19 protein-coding genes are annotated in these 26,640 nt (G+C 48.7%); 10 read left to right on the top strand and 9 right to left on the bottom strand.

Translation table 11 applies throughout. The features are described 5' to 3' along the window. Positions 1-6: 6 nt before the first annotated feature. The gene (locus tag FXO21_RS20050; protein ID WP_149641758.1) at positions 7-603 is read left to right on the top strand and encodes a Crp/Fnr family transcriptional regulator; all 597 of its coding nucleotides are present in this window, start codon (positions 7-9) and stop codon (positions 601-603) included. Positions 604-675: 72 nt separating this feature from the next. Beyond that, positions 676-1,239 (top strand): hypothetical protein, encoded by a 564-nt coding sequence (locus tag FXO21_RS20045; protein ID WP_149641757.1) that lies wholly within the window; start codon positions 676-678, stop codon positions 1,237-1,239. 108 nt (positions 1,240-1,347) lie between these two features. Here FXO21_RS20045 and FXO21_RS20040 read toward each other — a convergent pair whose 3' ends face one another. The 7 genes from FXO21_RS20040 to FXO21_RS20015 all read right to left on the bottom strand — a co-directional run bounded on the left by FXO21_RS20040 (position 1,348) and on the right by FXO21_RS20015 (position 13,083). Next, positions 1,348-3,633, bottom strand: coding sequence for an arylsulfatase (locus FXO21_RS20040; protein ID WP_149641756.1), 2,286 nt, complete (start codon positions 3,631-3,633; stop codon positions 1,348-1,350). Positions 3,634-3,721: 88 nt separating this feature from the next. Then, positions 3,722-3,847 (bottom strand): hypothetical protein, encoded by a 126-nt coding sequence (locus FXO21_RS29100; RefSeq protein WP_255486610.1) that lies wholly within the window; start codon positions 3,845-3,847, stop codon positions 3,722-3,724. A 79-nt stretch (positions 3,848-3,926) separates the two neighbouring features. Continuing rightward, entirely contained in the window at positions 3,927-5,390 is a 1,464-nt protein-coding gene (locus FXO21_RS20035; protein ID WP_149641755.1) for a sulfatase family protein, read from the bottom strand. A 202-nt stretch (positions 5,391-5,592) separates the two neighbouring features. After that, complete coding sequence (locus FXO21_RS20030) at positions 5,593-7,125, bottom strand: RagB/SusD family nutrient uptake outer membrane protein (RefSeq protein WP_149641754.1); 1,533 nt, start codon at positions 7,123-7,125, stop codon at positions 5,593-5,595. A gap of 26 nt (positions 7,126-7,151) precedes the next feature. Beyond that, positions 7,152-10,199 (bottom strand): SusC/RagA family TonB-linked outer membrane protein, encoded by a 3,048-nt coding sequence (locus tag FXO21_RS20025; protein ID WP_149641753.1) that lies wholly within the window; start codon positions 10,197-10,199, stop codon positions 7,152-7,154. Between the two features lie 155 nt (positions 10,200-10,354). Next, on the bottom strand, positions 10,355-11,851 hold the full coding sequence (locus FXO21_RS20020) for a sulfatase-like hydrolase/transferase (RefSeq protein WP_149641752.1): 1,497 nt from the start codon (positions 11,849-11,851) through the stop codon (positions 10,355-10,357). 8 nt (positions 11,852-11,859) lie between these two features. Then, positions 11,860-13,083, bottom strand: a complete 1,224-nt coding sequence (locus FXO21_RS20015; protein WP_149641751.1) for a mandelate racemase/muconate lactonizing enzyme family protein — start codon at positions 13,081-13,083, stop codon at positions 11,860-11,862. A 207-nt stretch (positions 13,084-13,290) separates the two neighbouring features. Here FXO21_RS20015 and FXO21_RS20010 point away from each other — a divergent pair, with 207 nt between their 5' ends. From FXO21_RS20010 to FXO21_RS19980, 7 genes are all read left to right on the top strand, one after another. After that, positions 13,291-14,499 (top strand): sterol desaturase family protein, encoded by a 1,209-nt coding sequence (locus tag FXO21_RS20010; RefSeq protein WP_149641750.1) that lies wholly within the window; start codon positions 13,291-13,293, stop codon positions 14,497-14,499. 158 nt (positions 14,500-14,657) lie between these two features. After that, entirely contained in the window at positions 14,658-17,414 is a 2,757-nt protein-coding gene (locus FXO21_RS20005; protein WP_149641749.1) for a DUF1553 domain-containing protein, read from the top strand. Next, complete coding sequence (locus FXO21_RS20000; RefSeq protein WP_149641748.1) at positions 17,414-18,889, top strand: DUF1501 domain-containing protein; 1,476 nt, start codon at positions 17,414-17,416, stop codon at positions 18,887-18,889. The genes FXO21_RS20005 and FXO21_RS20000 overlap by 1 nt, the downstream gene beginning before the upstream one ends. A 307-nt stretch (positions 18,890-19,196) precedes the next feature. Next, the gene (locus FXO21_RS19995; protein WP_149641747.1) at positions 19,197-20,549 is read left to right on the top strand and encodes a hypothetical protein; all 1,353 of its coding nucleotides are present in this window, start codon (positions 19,197-19,199) and stop codon (positions 20,547-20,549) included. A gap of 209 nt (positions 20,550-20,758) precedes the next feature. Next, on the top strand, positions 20,759-21,082 hold the full coding sequence (locus tag FXO21_RS19990) for a hypothetical protein (protein ID WP_225865768.1): 324 nt from the start codon (positions 20,759-20,761) through the stop codon (positions 21,080-21,082). A gap of 148 nt (positions 21,083-21,230) precedes the next feature. Then, positions 21,231-22,136 carry an alpha/beta fold hydrolase gene (locus FXO21_RS19985; RefSeq protein ID WP_149641746.1) on the top strand — a complete coding sequence of 302 codons (906 nt, stop codon included), beginning with the start codon at positions 21,231-21,233 and terminating at the stop codon, positions 22,134-22,136. A gap of 95 nt (positions 22,137-22,231) precedes the next feature. Then, positions 22,232-23,092: a helix-turn-helix domain-containing protein gene (locus FXO21_RS19980; RefSeq protein ID WP_149641745.1), complete on the top strand. Its 861-nt coding sequence runs from the start codon at positions 22,232-22,234 to the stop codon at positions 23,090-23,092. A gap of 110 nt (positions 23,093-23,202) precedes the next feature. Here the strand turns inward: FXO21_RS19980 and FXO21_RS19975 are convergent, their stop codons facing one another. Further along, a complete protein-coding gene (locus tag FXO21_RS19975; RefSeq protein ID WP_149641744.1) occupies positions 23,203-23,508 on the bottom strand; it encodes a winged helix-turn-helix transcriptional regulator in 306 nt (101 codons plus the stop codon). 192 nt (positions 23,509-23,700) lie between these two features. Here FXO21_RS19975 and FXO21_RS19970 point away from each other — a divergent pair, with 192 nt between their 5' ends. Further along, the gene (locus FXO21_RS19970; protein WP_149641743.1) at positions 23,701-24,621 is read left to right on the top strand and encodes a ClpXP adapter SpxH family protein; all 921 of its coding nucleotides are present in this window, start codon (positions 23,701-23,703) and stop codon (positions 24,619-24,621) included. A 125-nt stretch (positions 24,622-24,746) separates the two neighbouring features. Here the strand turns inward: FXO21_RS19970 and FXO21_RS19965 are convergent, their stop codons facing one another. Beyond that, positions 24,747-26,519 (bottom strand): sulfatase-like hydrolase/transferase, encoded by a 1,773-nt coding sequence (locus FXO21_RS19965; RefSeq protein ID WP_149641742.1) that lies wholly within the window; start codon positions 26,517-26,519, stop codon positions 24,747-24,749. Positions 26,520-26,640: the final 121 nt, after the last annotated feature.

Below are 26,640 nucleotides of genomic sequence, written 5' to 3'. Positions count from 1 at the left end.
AAGTCAATGAACGAGGTAAATGAATACGCTAAGCTAAGATCCGCTATTGAAGGTCTGGTCGATCTTTCCGATCAGGAATGGAATGCATTGAAGAGTGCCTTTACAATCCGAGTTGTCAGAAGCAAAACAATCATTACCAGGGAAGGGGATATTGCAAATGAATTATACTTTGTTTGTTCAGGTTTGGCCCGGCTCTTCTATCACACAAAAGATAGTGATCAGATTACTGCTTTTATATTCAGCGAAAATATGTTCGCCAGTTGTCTTGAAAGCTTCATCAACCAGCAGCCCAGCATCCAGACCCTGGAAACGCTGGAAGACTGCACATTGCTGGTGCTCAGCAAAGAAAACCTGGAAACCCTATATGCGCAGCTTCCCAAAAGCCATGTCATCATGCGCAAAGTAATGGAAGCACGGTTTATTTCCGCACAGCAGCTTTTGTCGTCTTATATTCTGGCTAGCCCCCAGGAGCGCTATGGGCTTTTTGCAGTGCGTTACCCCGAACTGGTCCAGCGCGTGCCGCAATATATTTTGGCATCCTTCCTCGGTATCACGCCTGTTTCGCTTAGCCGTATCCGTAAGCGGATTGCCCGTCCAGATTGATTTCTTATCTTTTGTTAAGGAATGGCCTTACCGACTACGGGTATCTTTGCTAACAATCAATTTGCAAATGATATGAATAGGGCCACAAGGATTATCCTGGTTTCCATCTTACTTTGTCCCCTTCTAGGTATTTCACAAGGCCAGCCTGCACAGAACCGTTTCGAGCTGGAAGCAGACCCGATAGCCTTCATATTTAAAGGCTACTCCTTTCATGCAGGATATACCATAGAACATGTCAGGTTCGATATCGGTGTTTTTGGTATTAAACAACCCAATTTTGCCCTGGAAAACAAGCTGTTTTCTGTTTTTAGCTCAGGGGCAGGAATAAAGGTGGATTATCTGGTACGAAAAAACAAGGGGATTTTCGTGGGGTTGCAATCGGATTATGCAACAGATAAAATTGGCCTGAAAAACGACGATCAGCGGCAGTCAACAGGCGGTATGACACTCGGCCTGAGAACAGGATACCGTTTTATGCTTGGCAATAAGCAAAACCAATATAAGGGCCTTTACCTGGTTCCGTGGGTGGCATTGATACATTCCTTTAATCCTTCCATGATAACCAGAAACGGGCACCGATATTCTCAATCGCAATGGTCTGTTTTCCCTACTCTTCACTTGGGATACAGGTTTTAACGTCGGGCTTTGTTTGAAGGCAACCTTCGGAGGTGAAGTCCCGGAAATGATTTCGAAAGCATATAGCACAAGCTGAACGGACAGCTTGCGCCATATGCTAATCTCAGATTACAACTTTTCGATCACCACATCTTTCAATTCACCAGTGAAGGTGAAAGGTGCCTTATAAGCGGGTGTCACGGTTGTACCGACGTCCCTGCCAACTTCCAAACCTTCATAACCGCTGGCAGCTGTGGCCACTGTACCCAGGTTCAATATTCCAGCCTTTTCGTTATTGATAAACAAAGTAACGGCCTTGTCTTTTTTGTCGTTGCCGTATATAACCTCTGCCTTCAAGGTGATTTCACCTGCCGGCAACGGCTTGTCCGATGCTACTTCACGCACTTCTCCTTCTGAATTATATGCAAAAACCAACTTCTTGTCTTTTACATACAAGCTCAGTCCCGACAATGTATTCCCAAACGATAATAGCACACCTTCTGCACCTTTTGAAGGAATAACGGCCCGCGCAGAAATGGAGTAAGATGAAGTGCCAAACCGGAATGCCGACGCACTGGTAAAACTTGATTCGGGGTACAGGGTTATCTTCGTTTTTCCATCATAAATACTTTGGTTGGCGATTTCCCACTTGTCTTTCAACGGATATACATTGTATTTCCAGGCTTCCTGATCAAATACCTCCGCCAGCTCTTTCACCTTGTCCGGATACTTGTCTGCCAGATCGTTCAGCTCATTGAAATCTTCTCTGAGGTTATACAAATGCCACTTTTCTTCTCTTTCAGGGATCCTTTTGGAGCGGTCGTGCGGGAAAGATGCTTTCCAGCCGTCTTTGTAAATCGCATAAGATCCTGTCATTTCGTGGTACTGCACCGTGTGACGCTCGGCCGCATTTTTGTTGGCAACATCCACTGAATACCCCAGACTCACCCCTTCGATCGGCTCCTGCTTGTACCCGTTGATCACGTCCGGCACCTTTGCTCCGGCCAGTTCGAGCGTAGTCGGAAGGATATCATTTACGTGCGAATACTGGTGGCGGATACCGCCCTTGTCCTTGATCTTATTGGGATAAAAAAGGATCAGCGGATCGTGCGTCCCCCCCTCGAAGTTCCCGTAACTTTTATAATAACGGAAAGGCGTGTTCGTAGCCGCCGCCCAGCCATCCGGGTAAAGAACGGATGAATTTTCTGTACCCAGCTGGTCGATATTTTTAACATATCTGGCTACGGTTTGTTGCTCTGTTTCATTTGGTTTATTGGCCAAAAATCGTCCGACCTCGCGCCCGGCACCCTCTGCCCCGTTGTCCCCAACCAGCACCACTACCAATGTATTATCCAGCTGACCTATCTGCTCGATATGGTTGATAATGCGCCCGATCTCGTGATCCGTATGTGAAACAAAAGCAGCATAAACTTCAATGTACCTTTCAAAAAGCCTCTTTTCATCCCCCGAAAGTGCATCCCAATCTTTCACACCCTGGTTTTTGGGAGCCGGTTTGATGTTCGCCGGGACTACACCGAGCGCTTTTTGGTTTTTCAATACCGTCTCCTTGTATTTATCCCAGCCTGCGCTGAATTTACCTTTGTATTTGTTAATCCATTCCTGACTGACCTGAATTGGCGCGTGTACTGCACCAGGCGCGAAGTAGAGGAAGAAAGGCTTATCAGGAGCCGCGGACTTCTGACCGGAAATGTAGCGGATGGCCTCATTGGCGAGCAGCTCAGTTACGTGCCTGCCTTGTGGATCCTCAGGTTCGCGCTGCGTATCGCGGTATAAGGTCGGGTGCCATTGGTCTGTCGCAGCTACCTCGGGCGCAAATCCGAAATAATGATCAAAACCCCTACCGGTCGGCCAACGGTTAAAAGGCCCCGCCTGTGTGGCGTCGGACGGATGTGTAAGATGGTATTTACCGACTGCGAAGGTATTATAGCCATTTTCCCTCAAAATTTCTCCGACCGTAGCTTTTTCAAAAGGAAGGTAACCGTCGTACCCGGGCGTGTTATAGGAATTGCTGGCAAAAAACCCGAAATGGACAGAATGCTGGTTTCTTCCCGTCAGCAACGCGGCGCGGGTGGGCGCGCAGAATGCAGTAGTATGGAAATTGGTATAGCGCAAGCCTTGCTTGGCAAGCCGGTCAATGTTGGGCGTCTCGATCAGCCCGCCAAACGCGGAAATCGCCCCGTAACCAATGTCATCAATCTGGATCCATACAATGTTCGGCGCGCCTGCTGGTGCCCTGGGATTGATCTTCGGCGCCGATTCCGTAGTTGTTTCAACAGTTTTGCCAATTTTCCCTTCAAAAGCTGGTGTAGGGCTATGCTGCCCCAGCACCGTGTTCCAGGTCAGTAAAAAAAAGTACAACGAAACACATGTTCCAGTTTTAAATCGTCTTTTCATATCGAAAAATTTAAGAGGTTAAAACCAAAAAAAAGTATTGGGGCAGTGGGTGGTTAGCTATTAGCGGTTAGCTATTGGCGGTTAGTGATTAGCGGTTAGTGATTAGCGGTTCAATTGCGCTTACCGTGACAAGTTCTTTCAGCCAGGTTTCAAAGCACTCATTCATCGCACCAGCGACCCGGTCATTCATCGCACCGGCGACCCGGTCAGTCATTCAATCATTCAGTCATTCAGTCATTCAATCATTCATTCATCGCACCGGCGACCCGGTCATTCAATCATTAAAACTCAACTCACGGCACCAGATCCCTCTTCGGTCTCACATACTTACCATGCTCATCCAGCGGGCGGGGATCGGCGTAGTTGGGGTTGATATAGCCTACTGCCTTTTCTTGTTTTGACAATTCCCCCTGCAATTGCGTTTTCAGCTTTTCCCCCTCTTTGGTATGGAAGAGATTTCTGGATTCGCCCGGGTCGCTGCTGAGGTCATATAATTCCGACCAGCCCTCTTCTCCCGGATATAGGATTAGTTTGCTTCTTTCGGTCCGGAGCGCTTTGATCGTAGGGGTTTGGTTATTTCGTTCGTAGAAATATTCATAGAGAAATGAGGTTCGCCAATCTTTGGCTTTGTCCTCTATCAGCGGCACCCAGCTTTTGCCCTGAAACGATTTGGGCGCTGCTACGCCCGCCAGGTCCAGCAACGAAGGCGCGGCATCCAGGTTAAGTACCATTTTGTCTATTTTTTTGCCCTTTGGAAAACGGGCGGGATAGCGGACCAGCAGCGGGATGCGAATCGACTCTTCGTAGGCCGCGCGCTTGTCACCCAAACCGTGCTCACCAAAGAAAAACCCATTGTCACTCGAAAAAATAATGACGGTATTCTGGTCAAGCTTCAAAGAGTCGAGCGTTTGCAAAATGCGCCCCACATTTTCATCAACTGCCTTTAATGCACCGAAATACCCTCTGATCCGCTGCTCATTGTTCGCTGTCCACGGGCCGCCTTTGGACTGGGATGCATTCGCATTGTTATTGCCGGGCCTTCCGGTTTCGATCTGCCCTTTGTAAGGAAATAGTGCCGCCTCATTACCTGGCTCGGTCAGCTTAACTTTGGCATAAGTATCCTGATGACGCACCGGCGGCTGAAAAGGCCCATGCCCCGACTTGAATGCGAGTGTTACCAGAAAGGTCTTTTCCCTGTTTTCGCGGATGTAGTCGATTGCATTCGTGGTAGATACGTCATCAACCCATCCCTGACTGGGCCGGGCTTTGCCATTGACCTCAATGGGGCAATCGAAATACTTACCTTGTCCTACAAAACTGGCTGAATAGTCAAACCCGGGCCGCTTGCCGGTTTCATTTCCCATGTGCCATTTGCCAAAATACGCAGTGTTATAACCTGCTTTACGGAGCTCGGTGGCGTAAGTTACAGTCGTGTCAGACAGGCCTGTATGGTTATTGGCAATCCCATTCAAATGATTGTACCGGCTGTTGAGCAGTGTCGAGCGGCTTGGCGAGCAAAGTGAATTGATCACGAATGCATTGCGGAAGCGAACTCCTTCATGAGCCAGACGGTCCAGGTTTGGCGTTGAAAACCAGGGGAAGCGCGCTTTGTCACCTTGCTCCTGCTGTACCACACTCAAGGCATCAAATCGCTGATCATCCGTGTAGATAAAGATAATATTAGGCTTTGAAGGCGACTGGGCACGGGCAACAAGTGCAAGGGCAACCAATGCGGCAGAAAGAATAGATTTGAGCATCGTATTTAAGTTAGTTTGGTTGTTAAACCATTGCCGGTGTTGTCACCGGCAAATGTGAGTCGGCGCAGGTTGTTGGTGACAACACCAACAATGCCTTAGGGTAAAAAAGGTGCTAATAGCTAAAAGCCAACAGCCAATAGCTAATAGCTAATAGCTAATAGCTAAAAGCTAAAAGCCAATAGCTAAAAGCCAACACCCACCATCACCACCCCGGGTTCTGTTTTCCCTGCAACTTTGGATTATTGTCAATTTCCTGCTGTGGGATCGGGTATAGGTAGTGTTTGGGTTGTACATTATTTTTCCCGGCTGCTTTTAAGGATTTGATCAGGTATGCCTCCGCACCGGTGAGCGGTTTGTAGCGGATCAGGTCAAACCAGCGGGAGTATTCAAATACAAATTCCAGGCGGCGGTCAATGCGCAGCGAGTCGCGGAACTGCGCCTGGGTAAGCCCGGGTGTGAGGTTGTCCAACCCGGCGCGGTTCCGTACTTTGTTATAGGACGCGTATGCTGCCGCAGTTGGACCAGACTGCTCGTTAATTGCCTCCGCGTGGATCAGCAGCACATCTGAAAACCGCAGAATCGGCACGTTGGCAGCTGATTGTCCGAGGTTACCAACCTGCGCAGGGTCCCACCATTTATTGAAGTGCGGGTTTGGCTTTGTATTTCCGGAAATTGGATCTTTTACCGTCAGCTGATAAGTCTGCCCGTTCGCGGGACTTACAATAGAAGTGATAAAGCTCACGTCCCGACGTTTGTCTTGGGCAGAATACAGCTCGTAAATGCCGGGCATCGGCTGTTCAGCAAAATTTCCATTCATGCCGGGAATCCCCGTGGGCGCCGAGCGCATGGCCTGGTTGTTTCCATGAGAATCTGCATTGGACTCAAACTGTGCAGAGAAGATATGCTCGATCCCGTTTTTGTTTGCCGGCAAGAACACCTGCGCATAAGTGGCAAAGAGCCCGTAACCAAACGGTCCCTCGATTACCTCCGCGGCCTTGGCGACCGCATTGGCATAGTCATACTTCGTAAGATACACCTTCGCCAGCAGCGAGCGGGCCGCGCCACCGGTTGCGCGGCCCGCATCAGCGGCGGTATACCTGGATCCCGAAGCTCCGAATGTATCATTTGGCAGCCCGTGCGCGTCGGTAAGATCCTGGATGATCTGTTGGTAAACCTGCTCTGCCGGTGTTCTTTCGACATATAATGCTTCCGGACTGAGGGACGTGGTTTCATGAACGACCAGCGGCACGTCACCGTAAAGGCGCACCAGGTTGAAGTAATACAATGCACGCAAAAATTTGGCTTCCAGCACCAGCCGGTTTCTCAGGGTAGCGTCCATTTCGACAGCCGGGATTTTGTCAATGGCGATATTTGCGCGATTGATCGCATCATAGTGCTGCTGCCATATTTCCCGCACACGCAGGCCGGTGGATGAATGTGAAAGTACCGACTGTGAACGCACATCTGCATTGGTAGCACCCGGCCCCGGCTGTACGTCATCGCTCATCATATCCATTCCGGTCGAAAAAAGTACATGATAGGGAGTCTGTCCGGTAGCATTCAGGCGGAAGTAAATAGCATTTACCCCGGCGATCGCGTCCGCCTGGGTTTTAAAAAACTGATCGGACGCAATGAAGGATTTCGGGGCTTCTGACAGATCAACGCAGGAGGTTGCTGCAAGCTGAACCAGCCAGGCCAGCAGGAGGGATTTGAAAGTAATGGAATATGTTTTCATAATAAATGCGCTTGAAATAACTGTAACTAGAATGTAAGTGTTAATCCGCCCAGGAATGTTTTGCTTGCCGGATATACGCCATTATCCACCCCCTGCGTCAGGGTTGCCTGTTCGTTACGGCTCACTTCCGGATCGTAACCGGTGTATTTGGTCCACGTGACCAGGTTTTGAGCAGTAACATAAATGCGCAGTTGACTGATACCGATCTTGCCGGTCAGGACTGCCGGGAGGGAGTACCCCAGGCTCAGGTTTTTCAGTCGCAGGTAGGACCCGTCCTCGATAAACCTGTCTGAAACAGTTACCGCAGGGTTTTCAATTGCCCGGTGGATTACATTGCTTGGATTGGTTGGTGTCCAGCGGTCGAGCATCGTCGTCGAGCCGTTGATATAACCTGTTCCCAGTTCCAGGTTGGCCTGATTGGCATTGTATACCTTGTTGCCTGACTGCCCTTGCAGCAACACATTCAGGTCGAAGCCTTTGTAGTTGAAATTGTTGGTTAAACCAAATAAGAACTTAGGCTGCGCATTGCCTACTATTACGCGGTCGTGCGCCTGGGTAATGGTCCCGTCGGGTACACCATTCGGCCCGCTGATGTCTACATACCGCTGACTACCTGCACGATCACTTGCCAGGAATTTTGGAAGATTTGCAATATCGTCACCGGTCTGGAAAATTCCGTCTGCTTTCAGCACAAGAAATGAACCGATCGGCGAGCCTACCTGCGCAATGGAGTTGCCCGAGATCACCTGCGAAACACCAGGCCCGAGGCTGAGTACCTTATTTTTGTTGGTTGAAAAAACAAAATCAGTTGTCCAGCCGAGCTCTCCTTCGCTGTTGACAGTATTCACCGACAGCTCGATCCCCTTGTTTTCAACTGCACCATAGTTCTGGAATGCATTGGCATAGCCCGATGTATAAGGCAAAGGAACGTCGAGCAACAGGTCGGAAGTTTTCTTGTAGTAGGCGTCCAGGGTCACATTGATGCGGTTTTTGAAGAACCCCAGGTCCAGACCGGCGTCGTACTGGGCGGTTTGCTCCCAGCCCAGGTTCGGGTTTGCGATTCCGTTTGGCGCGTAACCTGCCACGAGTTTCCGGCCGAACAGGTAGCTGTAATAAGCTTCCTGGGCGAGCGAAGTGTAGGGGGCAATCTCCTGGTTGCCTGTGATACCCCCGCTGATCCTGAATTTAAGGTTGCTGATCTCGCCGATGTTTTTGATAAAATCCTCCCTTCCAAGATTCCAGGAAAGTGCCGCCGAAGGGAAAAAGCCCCATTTGTTATCATTTCCCAAACGAGACGATCCATCGGCACGTGCAGTGACAGTCAGGTTGTATTTCTGACGGAACGTATAATTTACCCGTCCCAGGTATGACAGCAAAGTCCATTTGAAATAATTAGAAGAAGCATTCTGGAAAGTAGTACCGCCGCCCAGGTTATGATATTCAAATGCATCTGTAACGAAGGTAGCTGAGCGCGCCACGGTGTTTTCTGTGGTGGAAGCCTGCTGGGTTATCCCGATCACAGCGTCGAGCGCGTGGTCCTGGTTAAATGTTTTGTTGTAGCTCAATGTGTTCTCGTTCAGCCAGCCTATCGTGTTTTTGTTCCCCACAATCCCCTGTCCACCCAGCCCCGCTCCTTCCTGCAAAGTCGAGGGCAGGTAGCGGTTTTGCTTGTTGAGCAGGATGTCGGTACCGATGGAAACTTTTGCTTTCAGCCCGTCCGCGATCTGGTACTCGCCGTAGGCATTTCCGAATCCCCGGAAGATGTGCGTCTCATTGACCTGCAGGTACAATGTCGCGATCGGATTGGCGAGCGGGCTGTCATAAATACTCCGCAATGTGAATCCATTTGCCGAATTTGGATCGTAGATCGGCATGGTCGGCGGCATTTGCAGCAGGTTAGGTACTACGTTTTCGGGTGCTACATTGGCGGACGATTTGCTTCCCGAGAAGTTAATGCCCAGCTTAAAGCGCTTGTTCATGTCCCGGTCGAGGTTAATGCGGAAGGAATACCGTTCGAAATCAGAATTTTGGAGAATACCGTCCTGTTTGAAATAGTTACCGGACACCGCAAAGCGCGTTTTATCATCCCCGCCTGAAAACGAAAGACTGTGGTTCTGGATCGCTGCCTGTCTGAATGCCGCATCCTGCCAGTCGGTACCCACGCCGGGCTGACCCAGGCTGTCTATTTCAGCTTGTGAAAACGCCGGCGCCTTTTTCGAATCGGCCAGCGCATCATTTTTAAGCAAAGCCCATTGCTGTGCGTTCAAAAGCGGCAGCGTTTTCAGCACTTTTTGTACACCATAATAGCCATCGTAAGTGATTACATTCTTGCCTGCATTCCCTTTTTTAGTTGTAATAATTACCACTCCATTTGCGCCGCGCGAACCGTAAATGGCTGTCGCCGACGCATCTTTCAGGATATCAATGGACTCAATGTCGCTGGGGTTCAGCGTAGACAAAGCATTGATGGTCGGGCCATTTGTGACGCCCGCATCGGCGTAGCTGTTATTATTGTAGACCGGAAACCCGTCGATCACATACAGCGGCTCGTTGGCACCATTGATCGAATTACCTCCCCGGATCTTGATACTGACTGAACTTCCCGGCTGCCCCGAAGACTGGGTTACCTGCACGCCCGCTGCCCTGCCCTGCAATGCGCGGTCGAGTGAGCTGATCGGCACGCCTTTTAAATCGCCGGTCGAAATGGATGAAACAGAGCCCGTCAAATCGCCTTTTTTCTGGGTACCATAACCAATTACCACTACCTGATCCAGCACGTTGGCTGTTTTTAATACAACGTCAATGGGTTCCGCCGCCAGTTCGTAGATCTCTACTTCCTGCTGCTGATAACCAGTCAAACTGACCTGGATCGTGAATGGGACTTCCTTCCCGGCCGGGATCTCGAATTTTCCGTCAGGGTCTGAAACGGCGTATTTGGATGTGCCTTTTTGCACAATGGTCGCGCCAGGCAACGATTGGCCGCTGTCGTCTTTAACAAAGCCACTGACAAGGTCCTGCGCTTGCGCCAGACCCATTACCAGCACCAGACCGGCAATTAGGTAAAATTGCTTCATGAATCTGTTGGTGGCTCACAGACTACCCTATAAATTTGATAGACAAAGTAAACTTTTAAAAATCGAAGAAAAAAGATTTTTCTTGAAAATTTCGGTTTAATGGTACACCCGGCTATTTAGTTGACGAGATTTCAGGATGAAAAGTCGGGACGCTCCTACTCTTTCCAATACCTATCCTGCGTATACCTCGGTTGATTCTTGTCCATGGTGCGCTCGAATTTCTCAGGTTCGTATTTCATTGGGAGAATGTTTTTTGCTGTGTGAGCTACTGTGTCGCCAGTTTCCTGCTGCCATTGAGCCAACAACTTTTTCAGGCTTTCTTCCTTTGCACGGTACTGCGGTTTTCCCGAAAGATTGTCCAGTTCGAGTGGATCTTTTTTCAGATTAAATAGCTGTGTGTAGTCCCGGTTGGGGTAACGGATCAGCTTCCATTCTTTATCCCGCACGGCGCGGATCAGGTTTCGGTAAGCGGTAAAGCTGCTCTCCCGCACGCCTGTTGATTCCCCTGAGATGACGGCAGCGAGACTTTTTCCGTCTATATGATCCGGATTTGGAAGCCCAGTTTTAGCAGCCAGCGTCGGGAAAATATCATACAGGTATACCAGGGCATCTGACTTGCGATTCTCCGGAATGCCCGGACCGGTGATTACAAAAGGCACTTTCATGCTGTGTTCATACAGGCTTTGCTTGCCGAGCAATCCGTGACTTCCAACTGCGAGCCCATTGTCGGCAGCGAAAACGATGATTGTATTTTCATAAAGACCTTTGTCTTTCAATGACCTTATTAAATCACCGATTCTCGTGTCCAGATGCGAAATAAGCCCGTAATAATCAGATAAGGTCGCTTGGATCACTTCCGGCGTGCGCGGCCAGGGAGCCAGATTTTCATCCCGCACCTGCGCTTCGCCGTAATCAAACAGGTGAACGGGCTTGTAATTTCCGGGTAGCGGAATGTCTTTTTCAGGATATTTCCCAATGTAATCTTCGCGCGGCGATCGCGGGTCGTGCGGGGCAGTGTACGCGACATAGCAAAAGAACGGACTCGACTTGTCGCCTTTTGCATATTCGTCCAGATAAGAAAGCGCCGACCCGGTAAAAATATCCGTTGAAAACCCTTTCACCTCCACTTCGCCTAATTTACCGTCTGAGCCCAGATCGCGCACCGGCACTTTGAAATGGTCGCTCATTCCTCCGAGCATCACGGTCTTTCCTTTTTGAAAGGAAGCCTCGAAAGTCTTCGCCCCATTATGCCACTTGCCGGTCCCGAAGGTCTGGTAGCCATTTTCGGCAAAATGTTGCGGCATGGTGTGCACACCGTCGAGCACGTCATAGACGTGAAAAAGGCTTTTTCCGCTCATTAACATTGCCCGGCTTGGCGCGCAGATCGCGCCGTGGTGCCCTCCCATGACGTAGCAATTTAAGAACTGCACGCCCGAACTGGCAAGCAGGTCGATATTCGGCGTTTCAACCACCGTGTTACCGGCATAGCCCAGCGCGTCAGCACGGAGATCGTCGGCAAAAATAAAGAGGATATTGGGACGTGTGGCTTGCTTTTCATCTGCTTTCTTAAAAGCTACGAATGCGGAAAGTGCGATGAATGCCGCAAAAAAGATCGCTGCCCAGCTGCCGGATTGTAGCGTAAATATTTTCATACCAAGTGTTAAACGCTGTATTTTTTAAGAACTGACTCATTAAATCCATGCCCCAGCCCCGGCGCGTCGGGAATGTGCATGTAGCCTTCATCAAAATGCTCCGCTGGGGACAATAGCTCCGCGCGCCACGGTACCTCACCATATGCATATTCGAGAATTGAAAAGTTGGGGATCGTGGCACAGACCTGCACACTTGCTGCCGTGGAAACAGGCCCGCTGGGGTTGTGCGGAGCAACTGTCATGTTATCGGCACTTTCGGCCAATGCAGAAATAAAACGCAGTTCCTGAATTCCGCCGCAATGCTTCACGTCGGGCATGATGATGTCCAGGGCGCGGGTTGAAATAATTCTGGCAAATCCTTGCCGTCCAAAAATTGATTCTCCGCCCGCAGAACCTTGCGAGATCGCATCGGTGATCGCCTTGGTATCTTCGACATTCTTTTCAGGATCGATGGCCTCTTCATACCAATATAAACTGGCGCTTTCAAGACGTTTTGCCGTGGAAATCGCCAGGTCTCTATTCAAATGGCTGTGCACGTCGATCAGCAGGTCAATATTTTGCCCGATCGTTTTCCGAACTGCCTCCACGCACGAAACCGCATAGTCAATGTCTGAATCTATCTGCGACTGACCAGCTGATTTTAAAGGTTTCATATCGTCGAATGGCGCGAGCTTCACTGCTTTAAAACCACTGCTTAAAGCATTTTCAGCATTTTTCTGAAACTCAGGGATCAGCCTGCGCCCATTTGCATCCCGCGCGTTGGTAGCCCGGTTAATATTCGCATACACTTTCAATTTGTCACGCAGCTTTCCGCCCAGCAAATCGTAAACAGGTACGCCGAGCGCCTTTCCTTTCAAATCCCACAATGCATGCTCGATCGCGCTGAACGCGGTGACGGCAGCCTTCCCTTTTTCCATAGCAGTTTTTAACCCACGCTGGCGAAATTGCTCGATATGAAACGGAGATTCCCCTTTTACAAGCCCGAAGAAATATTTGATCTCTGCATGCAGCTGCCCCGGGCCGTCTTTCACAGCGAAACCATGGGAAGCTTCACCCAACCCGGTAATACCTCTGTTTGTTTTAAGTTCGACAAAATGCCAGTTCCCACGCGTATTGACCTTCACCTCGTGGATCCGGATATCTGTAACGACCAGTTTCTGATCCGCAACCTGCGGTAGCATCAAGGCGGCCGGGATCCCAGCCGCATGTTTTGTAAACGTCCTTCTGTTCATATTGAAAAAGCGATCACGGAGCGCTTGATTTTCTTCCCGAAGCAATTTATATACTAAACCGATAGAGTATATGCATTTATTCAAAATTTTTATAGTTTTGGACTGCAGGTAAAGTCACAAAACTGGCGGTGCTACCCATATGCTGATTTCCTCCAATTACCGCAAGCGTCACTCATGATAAACCATCAATCATAAATACTGACAAAGATGAACCTGAATTACATGGCGCTGGCAGTCCCGGTGTTTTTGCTGTTTATTGGGCTGGAATATTTGCTCTCCAAAAAACTCGGTCGCAACGTCTTCAACTTCACAAGTTCGATCACCAATATGAATGTAGGTGTGGCAGAACGCCTGATTGATATGTTCACGGCGGCCTCTTTCTACTTTTTTTATGAGTATCTGCACGAACATTACGCCATTTTCGATATCAAGCCGGGTATTTTGATGTGGGTTTCACTGATACTCGCTACCGATCTGATCTGGTATTGGTACCACCGGTTTGGACATGAGATCAATGTTTTCTGGGGATTTCACGTCGTGCATCATACCAGCGAAGAGTTCAACTATACAGCGGGCACAAGGATCACCGTTTTTCAGGCTTTTATACGGACGGCATTCTGGGCAGTATTGCCAGTAATCGGCTTTCCACCGGCGATGATCACGACCATGCTGATCATACACGGATTCTACCCGTTTTTTACCCATACCCAACTGATTGGAAAATTGGGGATCCTGGAACATATCCTGGTCACGCCTTCACATCATCGCGTGCACCATGCCAGCAACGAGGCTTATCTGGACAAGAATTTTGGCGACATGTTTATTATATGGGATAAATTGTTCGGGACTTTTGCAGAGGAAAAAGAAACGCCCAGATATGGTCTGACCAGACAGTTGGGAAGCCACAGCTTTTTGTGGCAGCACTTTCATTATCTGATCGAGCTTACCTATGCTGTCAAAAAAGCTCCCGGGTTTTTTCAGAAGCTGAAAATTATTTTCGGGCGCCCTGCCGACTTCGATCCCGCGCTCAGAGAGATGGCTGAAAAAAGGTTTTTGTCGAAACACAAAGTGCGCACCCGCTCTCAGAAATTTCGCTCCTATGCGGTCATTCAGTTTGCCTTGATGGTCACGACACTGTTCTTCCTCTTACTTTTCGAGCACTACATCGCTACTTACATCCAGGTTTTGGTTGCGCTTACCATATTTGTAACGCTGATCAATTGCGGAGCTATTCTGGAACAACGAAGGTGGGTTTTTTATATCGAATTCATCCGTGCAAGCCTAATTGTGATCATCACATTCTATTATTTTCCACATCCGACAACTTTCCTTTTCCTTTCTTCGCTGACCATTGCCTGCCTGGCCTATTTCTCAAATTTGCAGAACAAATATCTGAGCCTTATCTATGGACGCTAAGGTTGGTTACGAGGCCCGTGTACCAGATATCACTACATATGCCGGCGGTTTTTTTTGCCGGATTGTCTAACCGGTTTCTGTATTTCTTTGCCGGAAAAACGATGACGCACAGTGAGAATCGGCCTGTTTATATCTTCTTAATTGCATATTGATAGATAATGACATTAAGATCTTTTTTTACCATTACGGCAATATTAGTCGCTGTTACTGTCACCTCCTGGCTGATTGGCGGACGCAGTAGTGAAGTCGACTACAATGCGGACGTCAAGCCGATCCTGAACAAAAACTGCATGGGCTGTCATGGTGGCGTGAAAAAAGCCGGCGATGTAAGTTTCCTTTTCGAGCACGAAATGCTGGAACCGGGCAAATCGGGCAAGATTCCGGTGGTGCGCGGCGATGCCCATGCCAGCGAGATGATCCGGCGCATTATCACCGACGATCCCGATGAAAAAATGCCGAAAAATGCGCCGCCGCTCAGCGACGAGGAAGTCAATATTTTAAAGGACTGGATCGATCGGGGGGCGAAATGGGAGAAACATTGGTCGTATAAAAAAATTGAGCGGCCGGAAGTGCCTTCACCTGACAACGTCTGGAATCTTTTCGGTGTGTTTAAAAACAGAAATTCCAAATGGGCAAAAAACGAGATCGACCATTTTGTCCTGGATAAGCTGGATGATCATGATCTCGCACCTTCCAGGGAAACCGACCGGGCAACCTTGTTGCGTCGTGTCTGCCTGGACCTGACAGGCTTACCTCCTACCGAAAAAGAAGTCGCTGATTTTCAAAACGACAAATCCCCGAATGCATACGAAAAAATAGTCGACCAACTGTTGCAATCGAATGCCTACGGTGAAAAATGGGCGGCGATGTGGATGGATTTGGCGCGTTACGCGGATACCAAAGGCTACGAACGCGACGGTGCCAGAAGGATCTGGAGATACCGCGATTATGTCATCAAATCTTTCAATAAAGACAAACCTTTCGACCAGTTTACAGTCGAGCAGCTGGCGGGTGATTTGCTGGGCGAAAAAAACAGCTTTCCCTCAGAAGAACAGCTGACTGCCACCGGTTTCCACCGCAATACGATGAACAACGACGAGGGCGGCACGGTGGACGAAGAGTTCCGCGTGGCAGCCCAGCTCGACCGCGTGGGCACGACCTGGGAGGTGTGGCAGGGCACTACTTTCGCCTGCATTCAATGCCACAGCCACCCTTACGACCCGATTTCGCACGACGAGTATTACAAATACATGGCGTATTTCAACAATACCCGCGACGAGGACGTGCCGAGCGAAACGCCGACGCTGCGTTTTTACAAAAATGAAGATTCATTGAAAGTCCAGAAAATTGTCGACTGGGTTTCATTAAAAGACAAAAACCAGGCGCGAGAGGTAGAAAAATTCCTGCGTTTGACCGAGCCGAAAGTCAATTCCCACGACTTCAGGATGATCAGCAATTCGACGTTGCTGGACAGTAAATACATGGGTATCAAAGGAAATGGCACAGCCAGTCTGTCGGGCGCGACGCTTACGGGCAAGTCGCAAATGCTGATGCAATACAGTACCAAGGCTGAAAATGCGGTTTTGACCATTTCCGAAGACACTTTAAAACCGGATTTCATCGCCAGATTCCCGGTGCCGAAGTCCGGCAGAGACACGATTATAGTAGCGACCATTCCGAACATTACGGGTAAAAAGGACCTGTATTTTCAATTAAAAAGTCCGAAAAATCCGGAAGAGTGGGTAAGCGTCAAATGGATCGCATTCCAGAAAAACCTGCCGGGCTCGGGCGATCCTGATCAACCGCAGATTGCAGCGGAATACATGAGACTGCTCGGCCGGAAAGTGGAAGAAACGCCGGTATTGTGGGAAGGCGAGGGTGATCTGGTGCGGAAAACAAATGTGTTTGTAAGAGGCAACTGGCTTGTCAAAGGCGCCGAAGTAAAACCGGACGTGCCCGCGATGCTGCCGCCGGTACCAAAACAATACCCGCAAAACAGGCTCGGACTGGCCAGATGGATGACCCACCGCGACAACCCGCTGACTTCCCGCGTGATCGTAAACCGCTTCTGGGAACAGCTTTTCGGCAGAGGTATTGTAGAAACGGTTGAAGATTTCGGCTCGCAGGGCAGCGAACCTTCGCATCAGGAACTGCTCGACTGGCTGGCGGTGGAATTCATGGAAAAAGACCAGTGGAGCGTCAAAAAGCTGCTGAAAAGAATGGTCATGTCGGCGACCTACCGTCAGAATTCGGCTGTCGACGAGCGTACCAAACAGATCGACCCTGCGAATATGTGGCTTTCGCATGCTTCCCGCGTGCGGCTGAGCGCGGAACAGATCCGCGACCAGGCGCTGGCAGTTTCAGGGTTGCTATCTACCAAAATGTATGGCAAAAGCGTGATGCCGCCGCAGCCGGACGGCATTTGGCAAACACCTTACAACGGCGACACCTGGGTGCTGAGCGAAGGCGAGGACAAGTACCGCCGCGCATTGTATACCTATTGGAAACGCAGCGCCCCCTACCCCTCGATGATGACATTCGACAGCCCGACGCGGGAGTTCTGCCAGTCGCGGCGCATCCGGACGAATACACCTTTGCAGGCATTGAACACATTGAACGATCCGGTCTTTCTGGAAGCGGCGGAAACCCTGGCTGTTGAATTAATAAAACGCAAACCGACGGCGCAGCAGCAGTTAACCGAAGGTTATCGATTGCTTTCGTTTAAATCTTTGGATAAAAAACAGCTGGCGCTGCTGATGGGAATCTATCATGAGGCTTTGAAAACCTACCAAAAGCAACCCGGCGAGATGAAAAAGATATTGGTCAACCAGAAAAGCCCGTCGCCGGAACTGGCGGCGCTCACGGTGTCTACAAATGTGCTGCTGAACCTGGATAATGTTTTGACAAAAGAGTAATGGAAAAACTGCTCAAAGAATTACAACATACTGATCTGCAACGCCAAACAAGGCGGCATTTCCTGCAATCGTGCGGTTTTGGGCTGGGTGCTCTGGGACTTGGTTCGTTGCTCAGCTCATGCGACGGCTCGGGAAAACAGGCCACGATCAGCGATGCCGCAGGTGAAAACCTGATCCCCCAATTTGCCCCGAAAGCCAAGCGCGTGATTTACATTCACATGGCCGGCGCACCTTCGCAGCTGGAATTGTTCGATTACAAACCGCAGCTTGAAAAATACCACGGCAAGGATTGTCCCGCAGAGTTTCTGGAAGGCAAAAAATTTGCATTCATTCAGGGTGTCCCAAAAATGCTTGGCCCGCAGGGGAAGTTTGCGCAGTATGGTCAGTCGGGCGCGTGGATGTCGGACTATATCCCTTATTTACAAACGATTGCCGACGAGATCACTTTTCTGAAAGCCATGCACACCGACCAGTTCAACCACGCTCCGGCGCAGCTTCTGCTGCACACCGGCAGCGCGCGGCTGGGGCGGCCGAGCCTCGGCGCGTGGGCGACTTACGGGCTGGGATCCGAAAATCAGAACCTGCCGGGCTTCATTGTTTTAGCTTCCGGCGGGAAAGATCCGGATGCAGGGAAAAGCGTTTTTGGCAGCGGTTTTCTGCCGTCAGTTTATCAGGGCGTGCAATGCCGCACAGGCGGCGACCCCGTACTTTTTGTAGGAAATCCGGACGGTATGAACCGTGATATCCGCAAAAAGACCATTGAAACCATTAACAATATTAATAAGCTTGCTTACGAAGATGTGCGCGACGACGAGATCCTGACGCGCATTAAACAATATGAAATGGCCTTCCGGATGCAAATGTCGGTGCCGGAGGTGATGGATGTTTCCAAGGAGCCGCAGTACATTCTGGATATGTACGGTGTAAAAGCGGGCGAGGGAAGCTTTGCAATGAACTGTCTGCTGGCACGAAAACTGGCGGAAAACGATGTGCGTTTTGTGCAGCTTTTCGACTGGGGCTGGGACGCGCACGGTACTTCGGCAGCAGGGAATGTCGGCCAGGGGCTGCGTAACAAATGCCTGGAATCCGACCGGGCCGTGGCTGCATTGATTCAAGACCTGAAAATGCGCGGGCTGCTGGAAGACACATTGGTTGTCTGGGGAGGGGAATTCGGCCGGACGCCCATGCAGGAAAACCGGAACGGGCTCGTGTTGCCATTCATGGGCCGCGATCATCACCTCGAAGCATTCACGATGTGGATGGCAGGTGGCGGCGTCAAAAAAGGATTCTCTTTCGGAGAAACCGACGAACTGGGCTATTATGGTGTAAAAGACCGCGTCCATGTCCACGACCTGAATGCGACCATTTTGCATTTGCTGGGTTTTGATCACGAAAAATTCACCTATCCATTTCAGGGAAGGAATTTCAGGCTGACCGATACCGAAGGGAAGATTGTAAACTCCGTACTGGCATAATCATACATGCAACCTATATGATTGGCATATTTCGCATATCCCGTCCGTTGCGCGTACGAAAAACTCCTTGGCGAAAGCTGAGGGGCTTTTTTGCTTTTACGATCAATGAATGGCAACTCAGACTTTCCCTTGATCATTTTTAAAAGGCTATTGGTCCGACTCCGTTGAAGGGGCTAAACAGGTTTTTTATGCAACCATATAAAAACCAAGGTAGATTTGCCTGCCCCAAAATGAAATATTGGATTCGTCGGGATATCGAAAGATAATGGTACTTTTTGTAAGTTTAATTTACAAATAACCTAAACAAATGAAGCAGTCTTTCTACGTCCTGATCTGTGTGGCCTTCCTTTTCTGGCAGTGCGGGAGAGAGGAAAAACTAATGGTAAAGGCGGTAGAAATAAAGGAAATTGATGTTCTCCGCTTTACAATACCCGGAATCGATCAGAAAAACATCTACGTTGGTGAAAATGTAATTGTGGTGCATTTACCAGAAAATTACGCCAAAGGAAATTACATCAAACCTGATATTGTCTTTGGAGCCGGCTATTCTTCGCAATCTAAACTTCTGAATGGGTTTAGTTTCGAAGGGCAGGAGATCAGGCTCGAGCTGGAAAGTGCCACCCGTCCAAGAAGGACTTTTAATGTCATTGTCATACCATATAAAGCTATTCAGCTCAACAGGCCAACTCAAACTTACGACTTCACTATCGGCCCTGAGAAAACGTTTACGGCATCTTTTGATCTCAAAGGAACACTGGCGACTGTAAATGATAGCGGAAAGGTTGTATATGAGCCGCTGGTCCGTTTTATCGACAAAGCAACGGGACTAATCGCCCTGGAATTGCTTGTGGATCACGGTTATGAAAATTCCGGTAACGAATCAACTTTCACATTGCCACCCCCGATTTTACCAGGCGAATACACCGCGGAAATTGTTTGGGGTACTAAAAGAGAACTGCTGTCATCTCATGTTACAGTCAAACCCGGCGCAGTCCGGTTCAAAAGAGGATCGTGGCGCATGCTGGAAGATCACCGCTATTTTGAGATAACGGCTTTCAATTTACCCCCCACAGCTAAATATGAAGCAATTATTCAAAATGATTTCGTATCACCACAGCGCATTTCGCTGAAGTATGAGAAACCCGGGACATTGTCGGGGAATTTGCCAGCTGCGATCGGTTTGGGAAATTACAAGATTACCTATCTGATGAATGGAAAAGAGCAAAAGCCTTATGAAGAAAGAGCGTGGCTGGACAGGTATTCGGGCGATGACCATTTCTACATCCGAAAAAATAGTACGCAACCGATCCTCAGAATAGTGACGCAACCGTCACTACGCGGCTTCTTTACCACACCTTACGGATATGATCTTGCTTATTACCCTGCTGCCAGCATCGTCAACCGGAAAGAACCTCTAATTGCTTACACCCAGGCCTGGGGAGGATTTCCCGATCACAATGAGATGATTCTGGTGAACCAAAGTACTGGAAAAGAATATAGTCTGCCGTACTCCGGCGACGTATATGGAATTTTCGATTACTATCTTTCATTCCTCTCTTACCCGATCCCAAGCCATGTGCCCGTCGGGAAATATGCGGTGTACGTCGTCCGGGGAACAGAGAAAACGGAACGTTACAGCCAGATTATCACATTGAAATAAATTAAGGCAATTGTCTGGCAGAAGCAGGTCAAAAAGCTTCGTTGTTTCACCGAAGGTTATCTGCGGTTAGTGATTATATGCCACAAGCTTCATGATCCGTAAAAATATTTTGCTCTAAATACCTTAACAGACCGTAATTTGCACCATTTACGCCTTCGCTTATTACTCAGCGCTCATTAATGACCAGCTACAAATAAGGCATCTGGAGAATGATGAACGTGCCTGACGAGCCATACATTGACTCTTTACTCGAACAAACCCGCTTTCGTAGCGGAAAACAGGTGCCGTTCAGTCGGGCACCGGAAGTTTATGCAAGGCTTGCCAAGACGCCATTTCCCTCTTTGTATGCAATGGCGGCCTGGTTTGAGGATATTGCCGAGCTAACGACCATTTACCACCTCACAACCAAATTGAAGCAGCCATTTTATATCATCGTTACTAAAAACAACGTGGAGCTGGCCCGGTTTGAACCAATGAAAAATGTGCTGGTCAAGCAGCGATTACGTCAGCTTACGCCTTTTTATGAGCCCTGATTTCGCCTTCCGGGAAAAATGTACATGGCGCATGGCCTTTTATCCATTCTTCCGGGGGACCGAACCTGCCACCTTTGTAATGTCAAAACACAACGACAATTTGCTAACGGTTAGCAGGTTAACTCCAAAAATCAAACTTACTACTCAGATGAAAACGATTGCCTTCACCATCGCGTTCTTATCCACTTTTATCCAAAGCCAATTCCTTTTTGCACAAACACGCAAACCGGCATCGCTGGGAAGGGAAGAATACATTGAAGTGGAAAAAAATGTAAAACTGCACGTAATCGACCTTGGCGAAGGTCAGCCAGTGGTGCTCATCCACGGATGGCCACTGAACAACGAGATGTACGAATATCAATACCAGTATCTGGTGGAAAAAGGGTTCAGGGTTATCGGCATTTCCCTCCGCGGTTTCGGAAAGTCAGACAGGCCCTACGGAAAATACGACTTCGATACTTTCTCCGACGACATTAAAGTGGTGCTGGAAAAACTTAAAATTGAGCATGCGACACTGGGTGGCTTTTCAATGGGAAGCGCGGTAACCCTACACTTTGTGACCAAATACAATGGCGCACATATCAAAAAATTAGTCTTATTCGGAACATCCGGCCCATCATGGAAACAGCGCGAAGGCTACCCTTATGGCGTCACCGACCAGGCCGCAGATGACCTGATCAAGCAGACCAAAATAAACCGGGAACAACTGGTGGCAGGATTTGGAAAAGCCTTTGAAGGCAGGGAAGGCAGCCTCTCACCAGAATCTATCAAATGGCTGGAAAGCATCAACCTGAATGCATCACCTTTTGCTATCACTCAGTCTATCACAGCATTACGCGACCTGGATCTTCGTCCTGCGTTATCAAAAATCAAACTGCCTGTCGCGATATTCCATGCTGTAAACGACAAATTATGTGACTTCTCACAGGCTGAGCAGCTCAACAAAGCCATCAAAGGTTCTTATATCGTCAAATTTGAAAAGGGCGGACACGCATTTTTCCTGGAAGAAATGGATAAATTCAACGCAGAGCTTGAAAAGTTTGCCAGAAATTAAATAACACCATTACACCTGTGAAGCGATGGATGCGCTTCACAGGTTTTTACCTATTCCAACGCATAGCATTTCTGTCATTCAAAGCATATACAGCCATGAGTACAACCGTTTTCAGCAACAATTTAAAAACGTTGGGATTGTTGCATGTAAGCCGGCAGCAAACGGATGTGATCAATGGGCCAGCCTACAAGGAATATATTAAGATACTTTATCTACCGGCTGGCTATCAGCTTAAAGTAGATTTCACCTGTTACGAAACGCAGCAACCAACATTGTTTTTTGTCAGCCCGAACCAATACCTGGAACTACGAGCAGCCGGCCAGGAAAGTGGCTATTTTGTTTTTTACAACCGCGATTTTTACTGCATTCAGATCCATGACCAGGAAGTTGCGTGTGATGGCTTGCTGTTCAACAACATCCGCAATATGCCCAAAGTAGAGCTTTCGGAAGTCGAACATGTTTTTTTGAGGGGAGTGTTTGAAGAAATGATCCAGGAATTCCGCCTCAACGACAGCTCATTGGAGGAGATGGTCCGCACCTATCTTAAACAATTGCTTATCCGCGCGACGCGCTCCTGGAAAAGACAACACCTGACCCATGATGTGACCGATCAACAAAGCGATCTGGAATTTTTCCGAAAGTTTACCAGGCTCGTGGAAACGCATTATAAATCCAAACACACCGTTGCCGATTACGCCGATTTCCTGTGCATGGCACCGAAAACCATCACCCACAAATTCAACCGTCTGCGGCTTCCGCAACCCAACGAAGTGATCAAGAACCGGATTATCCTGGAAGCAAAACGGCTATTGGCCCATACTTCCCTCACTGCAAAGGAAATCGCATACAACCTTGGCTACGATGACCCTGCTTATTTCAGCAGGCTATTTACGACCAAAACAGGCGAATCGCCATCCAGTTTCCGGGCGAACTTTTTGGGGACCCAACTCCTTTGATGCAATCGCCGAAGTTATATCAAGGTGAACGGCGCATCAAACCGGTAACAACCGCTGTCCAGGTAATTCCCGGAACAGAACATTTACTTGGAAGCTGCATCCATCCTGATCTATGCCAGTTGCTCCAGCTGCATGAACACCGGGACCAGCGACTTTCCTTTTTCTGACAATGCATATTCAATATGCAGCGGTTTGAGCCTGATGACCGTTTTTGTCAGCAAATCCTGCTCTTCCATTTCCTTCAAAGCTACGGCAATGGCCTGCTTGCTGGAACCTTCCAACTGGCGTAAAAGCGAGTTAAAACGTACGGGTTCTCTCAACGCCATTCTGAAAATCTGCGGTTTCCACTTGCCCGACAATTGCTTCAAAAGGCTTTCCGCCGGACATTGGTTTGGTTCGTCGGCATTGTTTTTCATTAGAATTGAGTTTAAAATATGAGAGAACACATACGATCAGCAACACCATCAATTCATGAAAAGTTACAGCCAGCGACATGGTCAACTTTTCTTGACTAATTGACCAGGGAATATATAAGACTGAAATTTGTGGCATAATTAATCTAACAACCGTCCAGACTACCCGGTCAGGTGACGGCCAAAAATCAGATAATGGAAAATACAAACAATAACCCGTTGCTATGTGACATTGAATCAGGCGTTTGCGAAATGCCGGATATGGCTGCTGCATCGGTCGATCAGGTACAAGCTGCTACCCGGAAAGGCGTTAGACTCATTTATTTTACCGATCCGATCTGTTCATCGTGCTGGGGTATTGAGCCGCAGTTGCGCAAATTGAAACTGGAATACGGCCAGCACTTTGAAATCGATTACCGAATGGGCGGCCTGCTGCCGGACTGGAGTTATAACAGCGGCGGAATCAGTAAACCTTCCGATGTAGCGCATCATTGGGACGAAGTGAGCCGGCATTACGATATGCCCATAGATGGTGATGTGTGGCTGGAAGATCCGCTCGATTCGTCCTACCCACCTTCCATCGCCTTCAAAGCAGCCCAGTTACAGAGTTCCGACAAGGCTATTCAGTTCCTGCGTGCCTTGCGTGAAATGCTCTTTCTGCAAAAGATCAACATTGCGAAATGGGAGCATATGGCAGTGGGTGCAAAAACAGTGGGCCTGGATGTGGAGCAGCTGGAAAATGATTTTGATGGTCGTGCCAAAGATTTGTTCAGGCAAGATCTGGAATTAGCGGCGCAGCTGGGTGTGAGAGGTTTCCCGACCATGTTTTTTGTAGATGAGCAAGGTAGCCAGGAGAAGGTTTATGGCACGAAACCATACCAGGTTTATGAGGCTGCATTGCTAAAACAATTGCCTGGTGCAACCAAAAGCAACATCGATACGGATTGGAAAGCACTTTTTAACAAATTCAACACGCTGACCTTACGTGAGTTTTCCGAACTTTCGCAAATCCCCCGCCCGCAGGCGGAATCGTTATTGGTGAACCAAGCCGATGCAGGAAATCTGAGCGAACTGACCACCAAAAATGGCTCGCTCTGGCGGCTGGTCGGGCAATAATCCCTACCCGCTCTGAAGGAATAAAACAGGCGAAACGCACGTGTTTTTGCGATTTTTTTTTGCAAAGATGGCTTTCATTGAAAACTTACGACACGGGTGTTTCGCCTTACACTGCCCTGTTTCATTTATTTCACCAAAATCAATTCCACTGCGCGGATATCGGCGAATTTCTCTCCTTGAATGTCTGTTGCTACAAGCTTTAATACTCCCCTACCTTTTTGTAAATCCACTTCTCCGACCTCTAATGTTTTAAATTCCTTTTCATAGGATTCGGCTTGTCTTTTTACCCGGTCGGGGCTTTCGATCAGCGGTGGGTCAAATACATCCCTGATCTTTCCTGAGATACTTTTTTGATTGAATGTAAGCGTAAATGCATCGCCGGGTTCGGGGCTGGTGTAATAGATATTTACCTTGTATTTACCGCTTGTATTCACCGCTACATTCCAGGTTACGTATGATTCGAGGTCATTCCAGTTTGCGATCCACGAAGAATTAGGCGCGGATGCACTGTAAGAAAGCGTGCTGTTTTTGGATCGATGCAGGACCGCATCCTGCGAAGGAAGAACTGCTTTGGGAAATTGCCGGTAACCAACCGGAAGCCAGCGCGCAGTATCAATGCTTTTGCTCATTTCAGACTGCCAGTTTTCCAGCGCTGCTGAGAGTGTTCCAGTCAGTTCCGGCTCTTTGGAGGCGATGTCATTTTGCTGAGTAGAATCTTTGGAAAGGTCAAAAAGTGAGCCGCCGGAAAACAGGTAATTTCCTTTTCGTATACTGCTGCTTTTATTAATGGAAGTGAAAAGTACGCGCTCAGGAACCTGCGGAATTTTTCCTGTCAATGCTGGTTTCAGACTGATCCCATCGAGCGGTTTTGATCCTTTTGATGAAATCCCGGCAAGATCGGTCAGTGTAGGGAGCAGGTCAATATAGGCTGCATTACCGCCGACTACCTTACCAGCAGCAATTTTGCCCGGCCAGCGAATCAAAAACGGCACTCGTACACCACCTTCGTCAGCCATACCCTTGCGACCCTTCATATCCCCGTTCCAGCGCCAGGAATTGGGCCCGTTATCGGTCATATAAATCACGATTGTATTTTCAGAAAGTTTGAGCTGATCGAGTTTTGACAGGATCCGGCCAACATTTTCATCGATATTCTCGCACATCGCCAGTGCCGAAATAGTTACTTCAAGCTCCTCCCCGCTCTTGTTTTTACCAAACATTTTGACTCCTCTTGCTTTTACCCGGTCATAATATTTGTCCGGAACCTGAAAAGGCGAATGCGGCGCATTGTAAGGCACATAGCAAACAAAAGGCTGAGCCCTGTTTTTTTCGATGAAGGCAATGGCCTTGTCTGTCAGATCGTCGGTGATGTAACCATTACTGCGAACCGCCTTACCATTGTGATCAAGCATCGTGTTAAAATAATTGGCATAATGCCCGCTCAGAAAACCATAGAATTCATCAAATCCGCGACCGTTCGGATGATACGGATACTGACTCCCATTATGCCATTTTCCGAAAGCCCCCGTCGCATAACCAGCTTTTTTGAACATATCAGCGAATGTTACCTCGTCCGGGTTCATGAATTCTTTTGAGCTGGAAACACCCCAGACGCCCGTCCGATAGTGATAACGGCCGGTCAGCAGGCCTGCCCGCGTAGGCGCGCACAAAGGCGCTACATAGAATCGTGAAAACCGCGCACCTTCCCGACCGATCCTGTCGATATTAGGTGTGCTTACATTGACATTTCCATGAATGCTCAAATCGCCCCATCCCTGATCATCTGTGAGAATGAAAACAATGTTCGGGCGGGTTTGGGCATTCACTTGTTCATTAGTACAAAACGCAGTCAGCAAAGTCAGGAGGCACAGCAAGTGCTGATTTCGAAGGTATTTCATGGGCGCACGGCAAGAGGTTGATTCGTATACTGGGATTCTAAGGCGACTTCGGAAAATTCCGTATCTCCCCACTCAATCTGGGAAAAGACTCAAGATAGTCACCATTACCGGTTTCACGGGG

This window comes from Dyadobacter sp. UC 10 (assembly GCF_008369915.1).
Classification (GTDB): domain Bacteria; phylum Bacteroidota; class Bacteroidia; order Cytophagales; family Spirosomataceae; genus Dyadobacter.
This window is presented reverse-complemented; position numbering and strand designations above follow the sequence as displayed.

What these genes read in the sequence shown, in the direction of transcription:
- FXO21_RS20050 (WP_149641758.1), top strand. Translation starts at nt 7, where the DNA reads ATGAACGAGGTAAATGAATACGCTAAGCTAAGATCCGCTATTGAAGGT.
- FXO21_RS20045 (WP_149641757.1), top strand. Translation starts at nt 676, where the DNA reads ATGAATAGGGCCACAAGGATTATCCTGGTTTCCATCTTACTTTGTCCC.
- FXO21_RS20040 (WP_149641756.1), bottom strand. Translation starts at nt 3,633, where the DNA reads ATGAAAAGACGATTTAAAACTGGAACATGTGTTTCGTTGTACTTTTTT.
- FXO21_RS29100 (WP_255486610.1), bottom strand. Translation starts at nt 3,847, where the DNA reads ATGACTGACCGGGTCGCCGGTGCGATGAATGACCGGGTCGCTGGTGCG.
- FXO21_RS20035 (WP_149641755.1), bottom strand. Translation starts at nt 5,390, where the DNA reads ATGCTCAAATCTATTCTTTCTGCCGCATTGGTTGCCCTTGCACTTGTT.
- FXO21_RS20030 (WP_149641754.1), bottom strand. Translation starts at nt 7,125, where the DNA reads ATGAAAACATATTCCATTACTTTCAAATCCCTCCTGCTGGCCTGGCTG.
- FXO21_RS20025 (WP_149641753.1), bottom strand. Translation starts at nt 10,199, where the DNA reads ATGAAGCAATTTTACCTAATTGCCGGTCTGGTGCTGGTAATGGGTCTG.
- FXO21_RS20020 (WP_149641752.1), bottom strand. Translation starts at nt 11,851, where the DNA reads ATGAAAATATTTACGCTACAATCCGGCAGCTGGGCAGCGATCTTTTTT.
- FXO21_RS20015 (WP_149641751.1), bottom strand. Translation starts at nt 13,083, where the DNA reads ATGAACAGAAGGACGTTTACAAAACATGCGGCTGGGATCCCGGCCGCC.
- FXO21_RS20010 (WP_149641750.1), top strand. Translation starts at nt 13,291, where the DNA reads ATGAACCTGAATTACATGGCGCTGGCAGTCCCGGTGTTTTTGCTGTTT.
- FXO21_RS20005 (WP_149641749.1), top strand. Translation starts at nt 14,658, where the DNA reads ATGACATTAAGATCTTTTTTTACCATTACGGCAATATTAGTCGCTGTT.
- FXO21_RS20000 (WP_149641748.1), top strand. Translation starts at nt 17,414, where the DNA reads ATGGAAAAACTGCTCAAAGAATTACAACATACTGATCTGCAACGCCAA.
- FXO21_RS19995 (WP_149641747.1), top strand. Translation starts at nt 19,197, where the DNA reads ATGAAGCAGTCTTTCTACGTCCTGATCTGTGTGGCCTTCCTTTTCTGG.
- FXO21_RS19990 (WP_225865768.1), top strand. Translation starts at nt 20,759, where the DNA reads ATGATGAACGTGCCTGACGAGCCATACATTGACTCTTTACTCGAACAA.
- FXO21_RS19985 (WP_149641746.1), top strand. Translation starts at nt 21,231, where the DNA reads ATGAAAACGATTGCCTTCACCATCGCGTTCTTATCCACTTTTATCCAA.
- FXO21_RS19980 (WP_149641745.1), top strand. Translation starts at nt 22,232, where the DNA reads ATGAGTACAACCGTTTTCAGCAACAATTTAAAAACGTTGGGATTGTTG.
- FXO21_RS19975 (WP_149641744.1), bottom strand. Translation starts at nt 23,508, where the DNA reads ATGAAAAACAATGCCGACGAACCAAACCAATGTCCGGCGGAAAGCCTT.
- FXO21_RS19970 (WP_149641743.1), top strand. Translation starts at nt 23,701, where the DNA reads ATGGAAAATACAAACAATAACCCGTTGCTATGTGACATTGAATCAGGC.
- FXO21_RS19965 (WP_149641742.1), bottom strand. Translation starts at nt 26,519, where the DNA reads ATGAAATACCTTCGAAATCAGCACTTGCTGTGCCTCCTGACTTTGCTG.